Genomic DNA, 15,649 nt, shown 5'->3' on the forward strand with positions numbered 1-15,649 from the left:
GGGAACCTGCGGTCATCTTGACGCGCATGACGTCATGCCCGCGATGGCTTCCGCGGCGAACCGACAAGAAGACCTGACCACGGATCCCAGGTTTGTTGGCTCGCCGCGGAAACGGCAGGAAGAGCGACCACGTGGACGGCGTACAGGGGACGCCATGTCATCTCGCCTCGCCGCGTTCGTGCTTTTCGCTGCTTGCGCCTGCAATTCGAACAAGCCCGTGCCCGGGGAGGCAACGAGCGCGCCCGCGGCGAGCGCCTCGCCCCAGGAGTCGGGTGCCTTCGAGCTGCCCGGCGTGCTCGCGGTGGAGGGCGGAACGCGCGCGGTGAAGTTTCGCTACGCCGTGGCGGCCAAGCGCCCCTACAGCGAAGCTCTGACGATATTGGTTTCGACGCACCCTCGCAGCTGCAAGGACCTGGAAGGCGGCTATTCGCTGTCCCAGGACGAAACGGTGTTTCGCTTCATCGTGGCGCCATCGCTGAAAGGCAAAGAGTGGGGCATGGTGGAGACCTACTACGCCTCCACGAGCTCCCTAGGTGGCGTTCCGTCCGGAACACCCGTGGCCCAGAGCGATCCGAAGAAGCCCGTGCGGCTCAGCATCGACAAGGAGCTGCGAGGCTGGGGTGGCGCGACGCTCACCGTGAAGGGGGACGTGGTGGCGGAGGGCTGCGGTGAGGTGGCGGAGCGCATCGTGGGTCCGGCGGCGCCAGGGCCCGCACGACCACAGAAGGACCTGAGCTTCAGCGTCGGAGGGCAGCAGCAGACCGTGCGCGCGGCCCTGTACGACACCGCGCACAAGAGGCTCGTTCTGTCGACGTCGCCGCTGTCCTGCCGCGGTGCCTACAGCTACGCGGACGTGGCGCTGCTGCTCGACACCGACGGCGGGGAGGCGAACTTACAGGGCCTGCGTGTGGGCAGCATCACCGGGCAGACGCTGTCACCCAAGGCGAAGATCGCCCTGGGCAAGCCCGAAAACGGTCGCGTCAGCGCGAAGATCGAAAAGCTCAGCTTCGAGAAGGAGGGTCTCGTGGCCGAGCTCTCCGGGACTGCGGATCTAGAGGTGTGTGAAGACTGAGCTCACAGGCGCATGCCGGCGAAGCCGAAGAGCGCGAAGTGATCGAAGTCGGAGTTGTCGTCGAGAGGCACCACGAAACGCGCGTCGCCGCCGGCGAAGAAGCTGTCCGACAGCGGCGCGATGAGAGCGACGCCAGGGGCGACGTACATGCGACTGTCCGTATCGCAGGTGCTGCCGACGCAACCGCGAGCGGTACCCACGCCAAAGCCGCCGTAGGGGCGGAGCAGCACGGGGCCTGCGGCAAAGTCGTAGCCTGCCTCGCCGCCGAAGTACCAGATGTTCACGGAGACGTCGGAGCCTCCGAGGGCGCCGGCGGAGCGACTCTCGCCGAAGTGGTAGACGAAGGTGCCGCCCAGATACAGCCGCGACAGCGAAACGCCCGCGCGCGCTCCGGCGCCCAGCTTCACGCCGTCCTCGAAGCCGTTGCCGAGCAGCGCGGCAGCGGACCAGCCGTCTCCAGCGGCGGTGGACGCATCGCTGTCTTGGGTGGATGGCGTGTCCTTCTTGGCGGGCGCCTCCGGGAGCGGTTCGATGGACGCGGACTGAGCGAAGCTCGGGATGGTGGCGAGGGACAGGCTCGCGATGGCGAGGGAAGCAAGCAGGTTGGAATGCATGGCGGATCTCCGGCTGTGAGCACGGAACCGCTCCGCGCTCACGTGCTCCTTGGCAACTCGCATTCCATGAAGATCCCCCGAGAATTCGTGGGAATGGTGGCGGGCCCAAGCCGGCCACTGGCGGGGTGCTACCGGCCGCTCACACCGGCAGACACGGGTTCTTGATGCACTCGCAGAACCCGCCCAAGCACTTGTAGCCCGGCTCGCAGATGCCACAGCTGATGCTGCCACCGCAGCCGTCCGGCTCGCTGCCGCATTCGTTGCTCGTGCAGTACGGCTTCGGCGTGCAGCCGCATACGTTGCTGGTGCCGCCGCCGCCGCAGGTCTCGGGCGCCGTGCAGGTGCCGCAGCTCATGCTCTGGCCGCAGCCGTTGGTCACCGTGCCGCAGTTCTTGCCCGAGCAGGGATTGCCCGCAGAGCAGCCACACACGTTGCTGGTGCCGCCGCCCCCGCAGGTGTTCGAGCCACTGCAGGTGCCGCAGTTGATGGTCCCACCGCAACCGTTGCCCACGTTGCCGCAGTTCTTCCCGAGGTCTGCGCAGGTGTTGGGCGTGCAGCCGCACTCGCTCGCCACGCCGCCGCCGCCGCAGGTCTCGGGCGCCGTGCAAGTGCCGCAGTTGATGGTCTTGCCGCAACCGTCGCTCACGTCGCCGCAGCCAGCGCCCGGGTCGCCGCACACCTTCGGTACGCAAGAAGAGCCGCCGCACTTGTTGGGCCCCGCGCCGCCGCAGATCTGCGTGCCGCTGCAGGTGCCGCATTCCAAGACGCTGCCGCAGCCATCGGGCACCGAGCCGCACTCGGCTCCGATCGTGGCGCATGTGGCCGGTGTGCAGCCGCAGGAGTTGTCGCTGCACTTCTCTCCCGCTGCGCACACACCGCAGGAGAGCGTGTTGCCGCAGCCGTCGTCGATCGTGCCGCAGGTGGCGCCGAGCTCCGTGCAGGTCTTGGGCGTACAGCCGCAGACGTTCGCCACGCCACCCCCGCCGCAGCTGTTGGAGCCGCTGCAGCTCCCGCAGTCCAAGACACCACTGCAACCATCGCTGATGGTGCCGCAGTTGGCTCCCACGGCCGCGCAGGTCACGGGCGTGCACTGCGTCGTGCCGCACTTGTAGGGGCCGCCGCCGCCGCAGAAGTCATCCCCAGTGCAGCTGCCGCAGGAGAGCACGCCACCACAGGGGTCTGCGATGTCCCCGCATTCCGCGGCCAGGCCGATGCAGCTCGCGCTGCAGCCGTTGCCGCCGTCACTCCCAGCCTGACCCGCGCTGCCGGCGTCCACGTTCGCGTTCTCCTTGAGGTCATCCAAGGAGGTGAGCGAACAGGCACCAAACAACGCCAAGGCGCATGCCGCCGCGGAGATCCGAGCGAGCCAGGCCATCCCGCGAGTATAGCCCAAACTCGGGGACGGCCCGGCGTCGCACCCACAGTGTGGGTGGCTCAGAAGTCGCGAGCCTTGCGCGTGAACGCTTCTTCCACCTGCTTGCGCGCGGCTGCGGAAATTGGACGTGGCGTCACCACACCGACCGTGAGTCGTTCGGTTTCGTTCAGGGCGACACGCAAACCGAGCAGCCAGGTCTTGTCCCGTTCGATGCTCATGGACTGCGAGCCGCCCGGGCTCATGTGATCCGCTTGCTCGAAGGCGATCAAGAGGCGCGCGCCGATCTCGTCGATCTCTTCTTGGGGCAGGAGCCCCCGGCTGCCGACGATCAGGCCTCGCGCGTCCACCACGAAGGCAGCGTCTGCGTCGTAGGCGTCGATGCACCAGTCGAGGAGCTTGGCCCAGCCTGGGGAGCCCATCATCTCGGGCGACCAGGGCACTGGTTCGGTGGCCTCCGCGGGCTCCGAAGCCGCCGCTACGGGCGCTCCCATGCGCAGTCGATCCAGCGAAAAGCGCACGAAGCCGCTGGGCTCGTTGCTGGCTGCTCGGGGCTTGGGTGCACGTTTGGTGAGACGACCGGCGATGGCGCCGGCCCCGCCCAAATCATAGGAGCTGCCGCGCGGGTCGTTCGACATACTGCTCCTCCTCTCCGCCGAGGTCGGCCATCAGACTCTGGACTTCCGTGGCCAACATCCCGAAGCGGTTGGCTTCCGGCGATGGCTTCCCGCCCAGGTAGGCCAGGGGGAGCCCCGCTTCGCTGGCCTTGGCAAACACGTCGGCCCGCGGGATCACGGTCTCGAGAACGCCACCCAGCTCGCGCCAGGCAGTGATCAACACGTTGAGGGACGCCTCGTTCTGACGCTCCACCATGGTGGGCAGGATGCCGAGCAGCTGGAGGTTGGGGTTCTCCTTTCCCTTCACGTGCTCGATCACCCGGAGCATCTGGCCGATGGACCGAAGCGAGAGCGGCTCGCCCTGCACGGGAACCAGTGCAAAGTGACTCACGGCGAGAGCCGCGCGAGTGGGCATACCCACGCCGGAGGGCGTGTCCAGGATCACCACATCGAAAGGCTTCTCCACGGCTTCGAGGGCTTCTGCCAGCACGCCGGGGCGCAGCAGCGCTTGCTCGAACTCACAGGCATCCACGGCGTCCAGCCGCCCACGCGGCAACAGGGACAGCATGGCGAGCTTGGTTTCCAGCACCGCCTCGCCGGGCGAGCAGGCGCCCATCAGCACGTCCGCGAGCCCCACGAGATCCGTGTCGCCCCGGCTCAAGGAGTGGCCGATGCCTCCCTGGGGATCGAGGTCCACGAGCAAAGTGCGAGTACCTCGTTCTGCCATGGACAGAGCAAGGTTCAGGCTGATGGTCGTCTTGCCTGTACCGCCCTTCTGGCTCGAGATGGCGATCCGCCTGGTCATAGATTCATCTCCTTCACTCCTGGTTGCCGTAGCCCATCTCGTGTAGCCGCTCGAGGTTGGCCTTCACGAGGGGGTGCTCCGGTTGAATGGCAAGTGCCGCTTCGAAGGCGGCGAGGGCCGTTTCGTAATCCTTCTTGAGCAGTGCGCTCACACCGCGGTCCAACTGGCGACCGAAAGCGTCGTCCACGATGCTCGACGCCTCGCTGGGAGGAGCGGGTTGAGCGGCACTGGTGGGCGGAAACGTTTCGGCGAAGTTGAACTCGTCTTCCTCGCTCAAGAGCTCCATGCGGGGAGGCCGGCTGGAGAGGTTCGTCGCGCGCTCGACGTGGGAGCTGCCACCGGCGTCACGGTTCTGTTCGTCCATCATCCGCGCGGTGTCCATCAACAGACCTTCCGCCGTGCCTTGTAGCGTGCGCGGGCCCAACTCGCCGGTCAGATTTCGGCAGCGGACGTGCGCCCCCGTGCGCCAGGCCAGCTGGGCGAAGGCCTCGATGCCGGTGAGGGCCCCGAGCTCCGCGCTCCACACCTCGCCGCCGTGCACCACCACGCTGCCCTTCTCGCCGTCGCCCCACTGAGCTTCAATCACCAGGGTGCGACGCCCCATGCCCGCGAGCTGGAGGAAGTCCGGTACGGAGAACGGCTCTTCTTCTTCGTCCTCGTCCCGGGCCGCGAGCTTGTCGTTGATGACCCTGCGCAGCTCTTCGAGCGCGATGGGTTTCTCCAAGACTTCGATGTTCGCGTGCTGGGGGATCTGCGCGCCGTAGGCCTTGAGGTAGGCCGACACGTAGACGATGGGAATGGACAGACCGCGCTTGCCCAGCTCGCCCAGGAGCTCGATCCCAGTGCGGCCGGGCAAGTCGATGTCCGATATGATGATGTCCGGGGCGCCCTTGTCGATCAGCGAAAGCGCTTGGTCGACGCTACCCGCATCGCGCACTTCCATGCCACTCGTCTTGGACAGGCCGTGCGCGAGCGAGGCCCGAAGTACCGTTTCGTCTTCGACGATGAGCACTCGGGCCATGTCCATCACCGCGTGGGAAGCTGGAAGGACTCGGGCAGGAGATCCACGCCGCATTGGAGATTCGCGCACCAGTCGATGAACCGGTCGCACATCTCCTTGCCTTTGAAGAAGGCACCGTGCTGCGGCGCAATGGTCTCGATGTCGAGCTGGCGTACCATGTTGGCCCAGGCCCGCATGGCTGCGCCGCCGGACATGTAGCGCTTGTGGAAGCCCTCCATGCTGGGCAGATGCGCGTCGAAATCCGAGACCTCGCGGTACTCGATGCCCACGGACGCTCCCAGATCACCGGAGTAGAGGATGCGCGACGTCGGGTCGTACACCTGGAAGTTACCCGCGGAGTGCAGGTAGTGGGCCGGCAGGATCAAGAGATCGGAGCCGCCCAGGTCCAGTACCAGTCCGCCGTCGTCGATGCCCTTCAGCCGGTGCTCCACCAAGTGGTCGAGGCCGAAGTGCGGGATGAACCTGAGCCAGAGCTTGGAGGCGTAGGCTTCCGCATCCGTGGTCATCAGCCAGCCATTGGCGGCGGCGACGATGTCGGGATCTTGATGCGACAGGAACACGTACTTCAGCTGCGCCTTGCCCAGGCACGCGCGAGTCTCCGCAAAGACGCGGTTGTAGACCTTGTGCCCACCGGGATCGAGCAGCATGCCGGACTCGCCGTGGACGATCAGGTGTTGGTTCGCTTGCACCGCGAGCCCGCCGCTGAAGTCCTCCAGCAAGAGGTTCTTGTGATTGCCGTTGTCGAAGAGTGCCAAAGTGCTCATTTTCGTCCCTCCGCGGCGCTCACAGCACCTTCTTGATTTCCTGAACGGCGCGCGACATGTCGAGGAAGATCAAGCCGAGCTTGGCTTCCTTGGAGGCGAGCACCAAAAGCATGGTCCCTTCACCGGCACGGACCATCACGCCGTAGCCATTGTCGCCGCGGATGAGCACCTGTTGTAGGTCTCCGCGGCCGAGCTCGATGGCAGCACGGGTGCCGAGGCTCAACAGCGTGGAGCTCATGCCGGCGACGCGCATCTCCTCGATGTGCTGCGGCAGGGCGCTCGCGATCATCAATCCGTCGTCGGAGATCAGCGCGCTGGCCTCGATGTCTGGTGTGCCCGACTGAAGTGAGCGGAGCACCTGGTTCACTGCGTCGACTCGTCCCATATCTCGTCTCCTCACGCGCCTGTTCAGCGCGCCTCCTGGTTCACGGGTATCTTCACCGAGACGCTGGTTCCAAAACCCGGAACCGAGCGTAGGGTCATCTCTCCCCCGGCGTCCTTCACGGCCCGCGAGCAGAGCGCGAGGCCGATGCCGCTGCCACTGGGCTTGGTCGTGAAGAACAAATCCGTGGCACGGTCCAGCACCTCGGGGCTCATGCCGGTGCCGGTGTCCACCACCACGATGGTGAACGCGCGATCATCATCCTCGAGCTGGGCGTGCAGAGTGATGGTGTCGCCCGCTTCACATGCGTGCAGGGCATTCGTGACGAAATTGAACACGATCGCCCGCGCCATCGCGGGGTCTAACGGCAACAAAGGCAGATCCTTGATATCGCATCGGAAGGTGATCTGAGCGTTTTCGATGCGCGGCGAAAGTACGCGACATGCTTCGCGCAAGGCGTAGTCGATGGGGCTGAATCGCTCGGAGCGGAGCTTGCCGTGCACCGCCCCAATGCCCTCGAAGCCCAGCTTCATGCGACGCACCTCGCTGAGCACCGCGTGGAGCTGGTCCATGACGTAGCCCGGGTCGACCTCCTCGAGCAGGACCTCCACCGCGGCGGTGATGGCGGCCAGCGGGTTCTTGAGCTCGTGGAGCAGGGAGGGCAGCGCCTCGCCGATGGCGGCCAGGCTCATCAACTTGTCGCGTTCCTCACGCAGCTGCATGACCCGGGAAATGTCCTGAAGAACGATGATCGTGTCGTCGTCCGAGGTGGAGAGCGAGAAACCGAGGGTCTTGGTGCGACCGTTGCCCAGTCGCACCACGCATTCGCTGCGTCCGGAGCCGTCCGTCAGCGAGGCGGCCTTCACCGCGGCTTGCAGCGCGGGTGGGATGGTGCGCCCCTCCAGCTCCTTGCGGGTGGTGCCGAAGATGTTCGCGGCGCGGTCGTTGGCAAAGCGCACGCGTTCGCTCTTCCCCAGCACCACGACTGCCGTCGGTAGTGCCTCGAGGATGCGCACGGCGCCACGCCGCCGCGTCGTCGAACGCGTTCTCTGGGACTCCATCCTCCCCCAACTTCCTTTTGTGGGCAGACGCTCCCTTCCAAGAAGCGCGCCAACTCAGGTCCATCAAAACTAACGCAGCGTCGTGTGAGATTGCGCGAAAAATGCGTTCGGTCGAAAGACGCCCCGCAAGCCGTTCGCGTGACGCCCCGCGTCCCCGACGTGGTCCGCGCCGAACCTACAAACACATGAAACGTATGATGATGTTGGTCCGCCGCGGAACCACGTGAACGGACGTTCCTGCACCTCCCTCGCCCCTCCCTGCCCGCAGCTTTTGCGAAGCGATGGGACGCGTGGTGCGGTTTGCAGGCGCGGAGAGCCGAAGGGGACGCCGCGGGCAAAGCCGGGTACGGTCTCGGCGTGACCCGGCTATCCGACGACGTGCTTCAAGAGGCATTGGCGCATCCGCTCGAGGGGACGGACTTTCCGGAGCTGGGCAAGAAGTACGAGGGCAAGGTCCGGGACAACTACAGCGCTCCGGACGGCCGCCGCTTCATCGTCGTGACGGACCGCATCAGCGCCTTCGATCGGGTGCTCGGCACCTTGCCCCTCAAGGGGCAGCTCTTGAATCGTGTGGCGTCCTGGTGGTTCGAGCACACCAAGAGCGTGGCACCGAACCACGTGCTCGAGGTCCCGGACCCGAACGTGATGGTGGTGGAAGAGTGCACGCCGTTGCCGGTGGAGATGGTGGTGCGGGCCTATCTGACGGGCACCACGTCCACCAGCATCTGGGTGCACTACGAACGCGGAGAGCGCGAGTTCTGCGGTCACGCGTTGCCGGACGGGCTTCGCAAGCACGAGAAGCTGCCGAAGCCCATCCTCACGCCCAGCACCAAGGCGGCCAAGGGTGGCCACGACATTTCCGCCAGCCGGGAGGAGATCCTGCGCCTGAGCGGCATGGACGCGAAGGACTTCGACGCAGCGGCGGAGATGGCCATGGCGCTGTTTTCCGCGGGGCAGAAGCTGTGCGCGGAGCGTGGGCTGATCTTGGTGGATACCAAGTACGAGCTGGGCAAGAAGAAAGACGGCACCATCGTGCTGATCGACGAGATCCACACGCCGGACTCGTCGCGCTTCTGGTTCTCGTCGAGCTACGCGGAGCGCTTTGGGGCTGGGCAAGATCCCGAGAGCTTCGACAAGGAGTACGTGCGGCGCTTCCTCGCGGCGCAGGGCTTCATGGGGGACGGACCCATTCCACCCATCCCGGACGAGGTGCGCATGGAAGCCACGCGGCGCTACGCTCGAGCGGTGGAGACGATCACCGGCGCGCCCTTCGAGCCCACACTCGGGGAGCCGACGGCGCGCATCCGGAAGAACCTCAAGCTTTAGGCGGTAGCCTCGGCGCGATCCTTGGCGTCGCGCCAGGCGAAGAAGGCTGCGCGGAGCTTGCACGCCGCGGCGTAGACGACGGGCAGCACCACCAGCGTGACGAGGGCGGCGGTGACGGTGCCCGCCACCACCACCACGGCGATGGGTCGCTGCGTCTCGCTGCCGATGGCGTGGGACATCGCCGCGGGCAGCAGACCGAGGGAGGCGAGGAGCGCAGTCATGAGCACGGCGCGCAGTCGCTCTCGGGTGCCGTTCTCCACGGCGGCGAGCAGCGGCTCTCCGGCTTCGATGCGGGCGCGAATGGCGGACACGATGAGCACGCCGTTGAGCACGGCCTGGCCGAGCAGGGCGATGAAGCCCACGGCGGCGGACACGGAGAGCGGCATGCCGACGGCCGCGAGGCCGAGCACGCCGCCGAGCAAGGCCAGGGGCACCACCAGCAAGATCACGGTGGAGTCGAACACGCTGCCGAAGGCAGAGAACAACAGCAAGAACGTGATCGCGATGCCGATGGGGATCACCAGGCGCAGCCGCGCCATGGCGCGCTGCTGATTCTCGAACTCGCCGCCCCAGGTCATCTGGTAGCCCGACGGCAAGCTCACGGCGCCGGCCACCCGCTGCTGCGCGGCGGCCACGAAGCTGCCCAAGTCGCGCCCGCGGACGTTCATGCGCACACCCACGTAGCGCTGGCCGTTCTCTCGCGTGATCGCCGCGCGGCCGGTTCCGAGGCTCACCTGGGCGACGGCAGAAAGCGGCACCACGGAGCCGTCTTTCAGCGGCAGCTTGATGGCGCGAATGGCCTCGAGGTCCGAGCGGTTTGCGGGGGGCAAGCGCACCGTCACGTCGAACCGACGCTGTCCCTCCCACAGCTCGGAGGCCACGTGGCCGCCGAGGCTGGTCTCCACGTAGTCTTGCACGTCCCCCATGTCCAAGTCGTAGCGGGCGAGGGCACGGCGATCGAGCTTGACCACGATCTGGGGCGACTCGCTGGCCTTGACCACGCCCACGTCCGCGGCGCCGGGAACGTCGCTGATGGCGGCGCGGGTCTGGTCGGCGAGGTGCTGGAGCTGAGTCAGATCGTCGCCGTAGATCTTCACGGCGATCTGGCCGAACTGACCGGAGATGTTCTCGGCGACGTTGTCTCGAATGGGTTGCGAGAAGTTGTAGTCGATGCCGGGAACGTCGCTGAGGTTCTTGGCCATCTCCAGCGTGAGGTCGTCGATGGTCTTCATGCTCGACCGCCACTGGTTCATGGGCCTGAGCTTGACGAACATCTCCAGATTGTTGGGCAGCGTGGGGTCAGTGCCGTCTTCCGGGCGCCCCAGCTGCGTGAGCAGCTCCGTCACCTCGGGGGTCTTCTCGAGCTTTCGTTTCAGGAGCGGCGTGAGCGCGCGGCCCTGATCGAGCGAGGTGTTGTCCGGAAGGGTGAAGGTCACGTACAGCGCGCCCTCGTTCAGCGCCGGCAAGAACTCCGAGCCCATGCGCGGGACCAGCGTGAGCGCCGCGATCAGCAGGCCGAAGGACGCGATCAGCACCGTGGCCGTGTTCCGGAGGGCCCAGCGGAGCACGGGGTCGAAGACCCTCTGCGCCCACGTGAGCAAGGGCGACACCTTCTGCACGCGGGCCTTGCGCAGGGCGAAGTAGGCGAGGGTGGGCACCAGGGTGAAGCTCACCAACAGAGCCCCCAAGAGGGCGCTCACCACGGTGTGCGCCAAGGGCGCGAAGATCCGGCCTTCCACCCGCTGCAGGGAGAAGATCGGCAAGTACGCCGCGATGATGATCAGCAAGGAGAACAGCGTGGGGCGCGCTACTTCCTTGCTCGCAGCAATCACCTTTTCGGCCAGCGCGGCGCGGTCCAGAGGCGCATGACCGGCCTCGTGAGGGGCCAGCTGGTGGAACAGGTGCTCCACCAAAATCACTGCGCCGTCCACGATGATGCCGAAGTCCACGGCGCCCATGGACAACAGGTTTGCGCTCATGCCCCGAGCGGAGAGGTAGATGAAGCTCGCTGCCAAGGAGAGTGGAATCGCAGCCGCCACGATCAGGGACGCGCGCACCGACAACATGAACGCGAACAGCACCAAGCACACCAAGAGCGCGCCCTCGGTGAGGTTCTTGAAAACGGTGTGGAGCGTGGTGTCGACCAGATCCGTACGGTCGTAGAAGGCATTGATTTTCACGCCGGGCGGCAGCATCCGCTGGTTGACCAGGGCAATCCGCTCGCGCAAGGCGTCGAGCACGACGGAAGGGTTCTCGCCCCGGCGCATCAGCACGATGCCTTCCACGGCGTCTTCGTCGTTGCCGCGGGTGACGACGCCCTGCCGCGGCGCCCAGCCTTCGCTCACCTTGGCGACGTCGCGGATGGTGATGGGCACGCCGCCGTGGCTGCCGACGCGCACGCGGCGGATGTCGTCGGCGGAGCCGAGGATGCCCAAGCTGCGGATCACGAAGGCTTCCGAGCCCTGCTGCACGTAGCCGCCGGTGGCGTTGGCGCTGGCTTTGGACAGAGCGGAAAAGACGTTGTCGAGGCCCACGCCCAGCGCCGCGAGCTTGGCCGGCTCGGGAGTGACGTGGATCTCACGCACCAGGCCGCCGTAGGACACCACGTCGGCCACACCCTGGACCTGCAAGAACTGAGGGCGGACCGTCCAGTCTTGCAGCGTGCGCAGGGTCATCGGGTCGGTGTTCGGACCCTCCAGAGTGTAGCGATAGACCTCACCGATGGGCGTCGCGAGAGGGCCCAGCTCGGGGTGCACGCCTTCGGGTAAGTCGACGCCCGCGAGGCGCTCCGTCACCTGTTGGCGCGCGATGAGCGGATCCACGCCGTCGCCAAAGGTGAGCGTGACCAGGGACAGCCCAAAGAGGGAGATGCTGCGCGAGCGCACCAGGCCCGGAGTGCCGTTGAGCTCGCGCTCGATGGGGGTAGACACCCGGCGCTCGACCTCTTCCGTGGGCTGGCCGGAGTACTGGGTGATCACCTGCACCTGCGTGTCCGTGGGATCCGGGAACGCTTCGATGGTCAGGTGCTGGTAGGCGTAGGCGCCCCACACCGCGAGGACGGCTGCCACGACGAAGGCAAACAGCCGCGTGCGGACCGATAGCTCGAGCAGCTTGTTCATGGGCTCAGTGGGAGAGCTCGATCTGGTTGTCGAGCAGAATGCCGCCCTGTTCCACGACCGTCTCGCCCACCTTCAAGCCGCGCGAGATGGCGACCTCGCCATCTCGCACGGGCCCGGCGAGCACGGTGCGGCGCACCAGCTTGCCGGGCGCGTCCTCCACGAACACCGACTGCTTCGCGCCATCGGACACCAAGGACGAAGCGGGGATGGTGACGGAGCCTGGGGGCAGCGCCACGCGGAAGCGCATCTCCGCCAGCTCGTTGGGGCGCAGCTCGTGGCCCGCGTTGTCCAGTCGCACGCGCACGGGAACGCTGCGACGATCGGGGTCGACCACGGCGGAGACGGAGTCGATCTTGGCATCGATGATCTTGCCCGGGTGTGCGGGCAGCTCGATGCGCGCGTCGCTACCGGCGCGGAGGCCGGCCACGTCGTCCTCGAACACGTCGGCCACCACCCACACGCGAGACGTATCGGCGATCTGTAGCAGCGCGCCGTCCGTGCCCACCTCCTGGGACGGCAACAGCGAGCTCTGCACCACCACGCCGTCTCGTGGCGCCGTGACGGTGAACTCGTTGTCGCGCTTGGCCTTTACCCGCAGGGCGCGGAGCTTCGCCTCGGCTCCGTGGAGCGCGAGCTCCGCCTGACGGCGATCGGCGGTGGCGGCGAGCTCGTCCTTTCCGGGCAAGAGGCGTGACTGCACCATGTCGTGGACGCGCTGGTACTGCGCCTTGGCCAGATCCAAGTCGACGGACGCCTTGGCCGCGTCGCTGCGCAGGGACGCGAGGTCCGTGCTGGTCACGGAGAACAGCGGGTCGCCCTTCTTCACGCTCTGACCGAGCACGACGTACACCTCGTTCACCCGGCCGGCGAGGGGCGAGCCCACGCGCGCCGCCTCGGTGTCGTCGATGCGCACCTCGGCGGTGACAGGATCCGTCCACTGCGGACCCGCGGCCCGAGCTTTGCCCAGCTTCAGCGCGTGCCACTGCGGCGCGTTGGATGCGAGCGTCACGCCGTCGCCGTTCACCTTCATGCCTGCGGGGGGCGCCGCTACCGGCGGGGGCTTGCGCGCGAAGCTCTTGGCGCCCAGCACCGAGAGCGCGCTGAAGGCGACGGCCACGGCGACGCTCTTGGGCACCGCCACGTTGCGACCAAACACACGAACGTTCCAAGTCATGCTGGCACCCTCAGTCCGCGCCGTAGACGCGTCGGATCTCATTCTTGGTCGTGAAAAGCTCGTATCTGAGCTCCAGCGCTTGAAGGCGCAGGGCGATCGCCTGGCGTCGCGCCATGAGCAGATCAGTGGTGTCGAGCTGGCCCTCGGCGAGCCCCTTCTCTTGCGCCGCGAGCACGGCATCGGCGCGCGGCACCAGGTCGGCTTCGAGCTTCTGCAGGGTGGCGGACAGCATGCGCTTCTTCGCGGACAAGGCGGCGAGGTCGCCTCGCGCTCGGAGCAGCGTCCCGCGCGTGAGCAGGGACAGCTCGCCGGCGGCAGCGAGGGCGCGAGCGCGATCGTGCTGTCCGTGATCGAAGACGGGAATGGGCGCCGCCAAGGACAGCGACAGCGTGTTCTCGTTGTCGCCGGATATCGTGAAGCGATCGTGGGTGTAGCCGAGGCGCAGCGTCAGATCCGGAATGCTCCGACGCGACGCCAGGCGCGCATCGCTCTCCGCGGCCCGCTGCTCGAGCCGCATGGCGGCGATGTCCGGGCGACGCTCCAACGTGCGCGCGTTGGGGGCGCCGGCGTCGAGATCCGCCGTGGTGGTGCCGGCCAAGTCACAGCGGGCGAAGAGCTCCGCTCCACACTCCGCCAGGGCGGCCTGCGCTTCGGCTTTGCCACGCGCTGCGTCGGCCTCCAGCGTGCTCAGGTCGAGCACCATGCGGTCGTAGTCCACGCCGCTCAGCGCCTGGTGCTCGAGGCGACCGCGGGCGATGGCGGTCGCAGCGCGCGCGGCCGAAAGAGAGGCAGCGAGGGCGCGCTGTCGCTCTCGCGCGTACACGGCGCGACCGAGCGCCAAGCGGGCGTCGGCCACGGCGTTCGCGAGGGAGCTCTGGCTCTGGCGCCGCGCGGCCAGCAGGCGCAGGTCTGCCGCCCGTGCGCGTGGCCCGCGTTTGCCGAGCTCGAAGGTCTCGCTCACCCCGGCGCCGAAGATCAACGTCTGGTCGAGCCCGAGCCCCTTCGGGTTCGTGTCACCGACGGCGGCGTTTCCGACCGACACATCCACCACGGGATTCGGCAACAGCCGGCTGCCCGCGGACTCCGCCTGGGCCTGCCGCACGCGGGCGTGCGCCGCTGCCACGTCCACGGATCGCTCCGTGAGCCAGTCGTGCAGCGCTCTGGGATCTCTAAGCAGCGTTACAGCATGCGCGGCTCTGGGTCTCGAGCTGCCGTGTGCAGCGACGGTGACGAGACACGTGGCGCAGGCTTGCAGGAACGACAGCCACGCTCGGGACATGCGAGCGGCGGGCGGTAGCACTCGGCGTGCCAGCCCCTGCTCTACGGTTTTTGTTGGTCCGGCGCGATGCCCGCCGCGCTTCGACGCGGCGCCTTTGGATACGCGTTGGGCCGAAATGATACGGCTATCGCACCCAGACTCGGTGGATGGTGTCGTGGGCGAAGCCGGCCAGGCTGTCGTCTGCCTCCCAGCGCGTGCCCTGCCCGCGAATGCCCCAGTGTGCTTCGCCTTGGCTGAAGAAGGGGAACTCCGTCATGGCGCGGGTTCCCTTGTCACACGAGGCCAGCTGCATGCTGGTGGTGTTCAGCGGCAAGTGCGCGGTGTGCTCCGCCAGCGGCGTGGACATGGTCGCGGAGAACAGCTCTCCGGTGTAGGAGCACAGGCCCCCCGCGCCGCTCTTCATGTAGCCGATCAAGTGCGGAGACGCGTTGACGAACTCGATCACGCGAGAGTGAGCGGACGTGCTGGCCTGCCACAGGGTCTCGCTGAAGCTCAGCTGGGACAGGAGCTTGGGGTCCACGTGACCCCAGTGGTTCGGATCGCCGCTCTCGTCGTCCCCCAGAGTGCTGCTGCCGATGAGCGGAAGCTGGGCTTCGAGGGTGGCGAGCTCGGGGTTCGTCCCGCCCTTGTGAACGTAGTTGAGCACCAGCGTCCAGCCGCCGCCGTCCGTGGTCATGTCGCACTGGGCAGTCATCTCGCTGCCCCCCACGCTCACCGTGTAGGCGCCACTCGGCGTGGCCGGCGCCGCCGCGAGCAGCTCCTCGCAGCTGCCGAGCACGGGCTGCGCGGCGTCTGGTGTCGAGGCGCCGCCGCTTCCCGCGCTGCCGCCACTCGCCGTCGTGCCGCCCCCGCCTCCGGCCGCGCCACCACTGCCGCCACCCCCGCCCGGGCCCGCGTCGGAAGAGGTCGTCACGGGACCACCGCCGGAGGCCGGCACGGCGGCCTCATCGAAGGCGGGCCCGGAGCATCCCAGGGCAAGAACGAGGGGCACGAGAGGAGCCAGGCGCTGCATGGTGATAACTGCCTGGAACGGACAAACACGA

At 67.3% G+C, this 15,649-nt stretch carries 14 protein-coding genes; 2 read left to right on the forward strand and 12 right to left on the reverse strand.

Going from position 1 to position 15,649, the window contains the following annotated elements; translation table 11 throughout:
- Positions 1–154: 154 nt before the first annotated feature.
- The gene (locus H6717_36325) at positions 155–1,072 is read left to right on the forward strand and encodes a hypothetical protein (GenBank protein MCB9582561.1); all 918 of its coding nucleotides are present in this window, start codon (positions 155–157) and stop codon (positions 1,070–1,072) included.
- A gap of 2 nt (positions 1,073–1,074) precedes the next feature.
- Here H6717_36325 and H6717_36330 read toward each other — a convergent pair whose 3' ends face one another.
- The 8 genes from H6717_36330 to H6717_36365 all read right to left on the reverse strand — a co-directional run bounded on the left by H6717_36330 (position 1,075) and on the right by H6717_36365 (position 7,708).
- Positions 1,075–1,686 carry a hypothetical protein gene (locus tag H6717_36330; GenBank protein MCB9582562.1) on the reverse strand — a complete coding sequence of 204 codons (612 nt, stop codon included), beginning with the start codon at positions 1,684–1,686 and terminating at the stop codon, positions 1,075–1,077.
- A gap of 139 nt (positions 1,687–1,825) precedes the next feature.
- A complete protein-coding gene (locus H6717_36335) occupies positions 1,826–3,061 on the reverse strand; it encodes a hypothetical protein (protein ID MCB9582563.1) in 1,236 nt (411 codons plus the stop codon).
- Between the two features lie 59 nt (positions 3,062–3,120).
- Positions 3,121–3,696, reverse strand: a complete 576-nt coding sequence (locus H6717_36340) for a hypothetical protein (protein ID MCB9582564.1) — start codon at positions 3,694–3,696, stop codon at positions 3,121–3,123.
- Positions 3,665–4,480 carry an AAA family ATPase gene (locus H6717_36345; protein MCB9582565.1) on the reverse strand — a complete coding sequence of 272 codons (816 nt, stop codon included), beginning with the start codon at positions 4,478–4,480 and terminating at the stop codon, positions 3,665–3,667. The genes H6717_36340 and H6717_36345 overlap by 32 nt, the downstream gene beginning before the upstream one ends.
- A gap of 13 nt (positions 4,481–4,493) precedes the next feature.
- Positions 4,494–5,501, reverse strand: coding sequence for a response regulator (locus tag H6717_36350; GenBank protein ID MCB9582566.1), 1,008 nt, complete (start codon positions 5,499–5,501; stop codon positions 4,494–4,496).
- A 5-nt stretch (positions 5,502–5,506) separates the two neighbouring features.
- A complete protein-coding gene (locus H6717_36355) occupies positions 5,507–6,265 on the reverse strand; it encodes an FprA family A-type flavoprotein (GenBank protein ID MCB9582567.1) in 759 nt (252 codons plus the stop codon).
- A gap of 19 nt (positions 6,266–6,284) precedes the next feature.
- On the reverse strand, positions 6,285–6,650 hold the full coding sequence (locus H6717_36360) for a roadblock/LC7 domain-containing protein (protein ID MCB9582568.1): 366 nt from the start codon (positions 6,648–6,650) through the stop codon (positions 6,285–6,287).
- Positions 6,651–6,673: 23 nt separating this feature from the next.
- The gene (locus tag H6717_36365; protein ID MCB9582569.1) at positions 6,674–7,708 is read right to left on the reverse strand and encodes a PAS domain-containing protein; all 1,035 of its coding nucleotides are present in this window, start codon (positions 7,706–7,708) and stop codon (positions 6,674–6,676) included.
- Positions 7,709–8,065: 357 nt separating this feature from the next.
- Between H6717_36365 and H6717_36370 the strand changes: the two genes are divergently transcribed.
- Positions 8,066–9,034: a phosphoribosylaminoimidazolesuccinocarboxamide synthase gene (locus tag H6717_36370; protein ID MCB9582570.1), complete on the forward strand. Its 969-nt coding sequence runs from the start codon at positions 8,066–8,068 to the stop codon at positions 9,032–9,034.
- On the opposite strand, the gene H6717_36375 is transcribed toward H6717_36370, so the two are convergent.
- From H6717_36375 to H6717_36390, 4 genes are all read right to left on the reverse strand, one after another.
- Positions 9,031–12,153: an efflux RND transporter permease subunit gene (locus H6717_36375; GenBank protein ID MCB9582571.1), complete on the reverse strand. Its 3,123-nt coding sequence runs from the start codon at positions 12,151–12,153 to the stop codon at positions 9,031–9,033. The genes H6717_36370 and H6717_36375 overlap by 4 nt on opposite strands.
- 4 nt (positions 12,154–12,157) lie before the next feature.
- A complete protein-coding gene (locus tag H6717_36380) occupies positions 12,158–13,327 on the reverse strand; it encodes an efflux RND transporter periplasmic adaptor subunit (GenBank protein MCB9582572.1) in 1,170 nt (389 codons plus the stop codon).
- Positions 13,328–13,337: 10 nt separating this feature from the next.
- Entirely contained in the window at positions 13,338–14,606 is a 1,269-nt protein-coding gene (locus tag H6717_36385) for a TolC family protein (GenBank protein ID MCB9582573.1), read from the reverse strand.
- 124 nt (positions 14,607–14,730) lie between these two features.
- Entirely contained in the window at positions 14,731–15,618 is an 888-nt protein-coding gene (locus tag H6717_36390; protein MCB9582574.1) for a hypothetical protein, read from the reverse strand.
- Positions 15,619–15,649: the final 31 nt, after the last annotated feature.

The sequence above is a fragment of the Polyangiaceae bacterium genome, assembly GCA_020633235.1.
In the GTDB taxonomy this organism is placed as follows: domain Bacteria; phylum Myxococcota_A; class Polyangia; order Polyangiales; family Polyangiaceae; genus JACKEA01.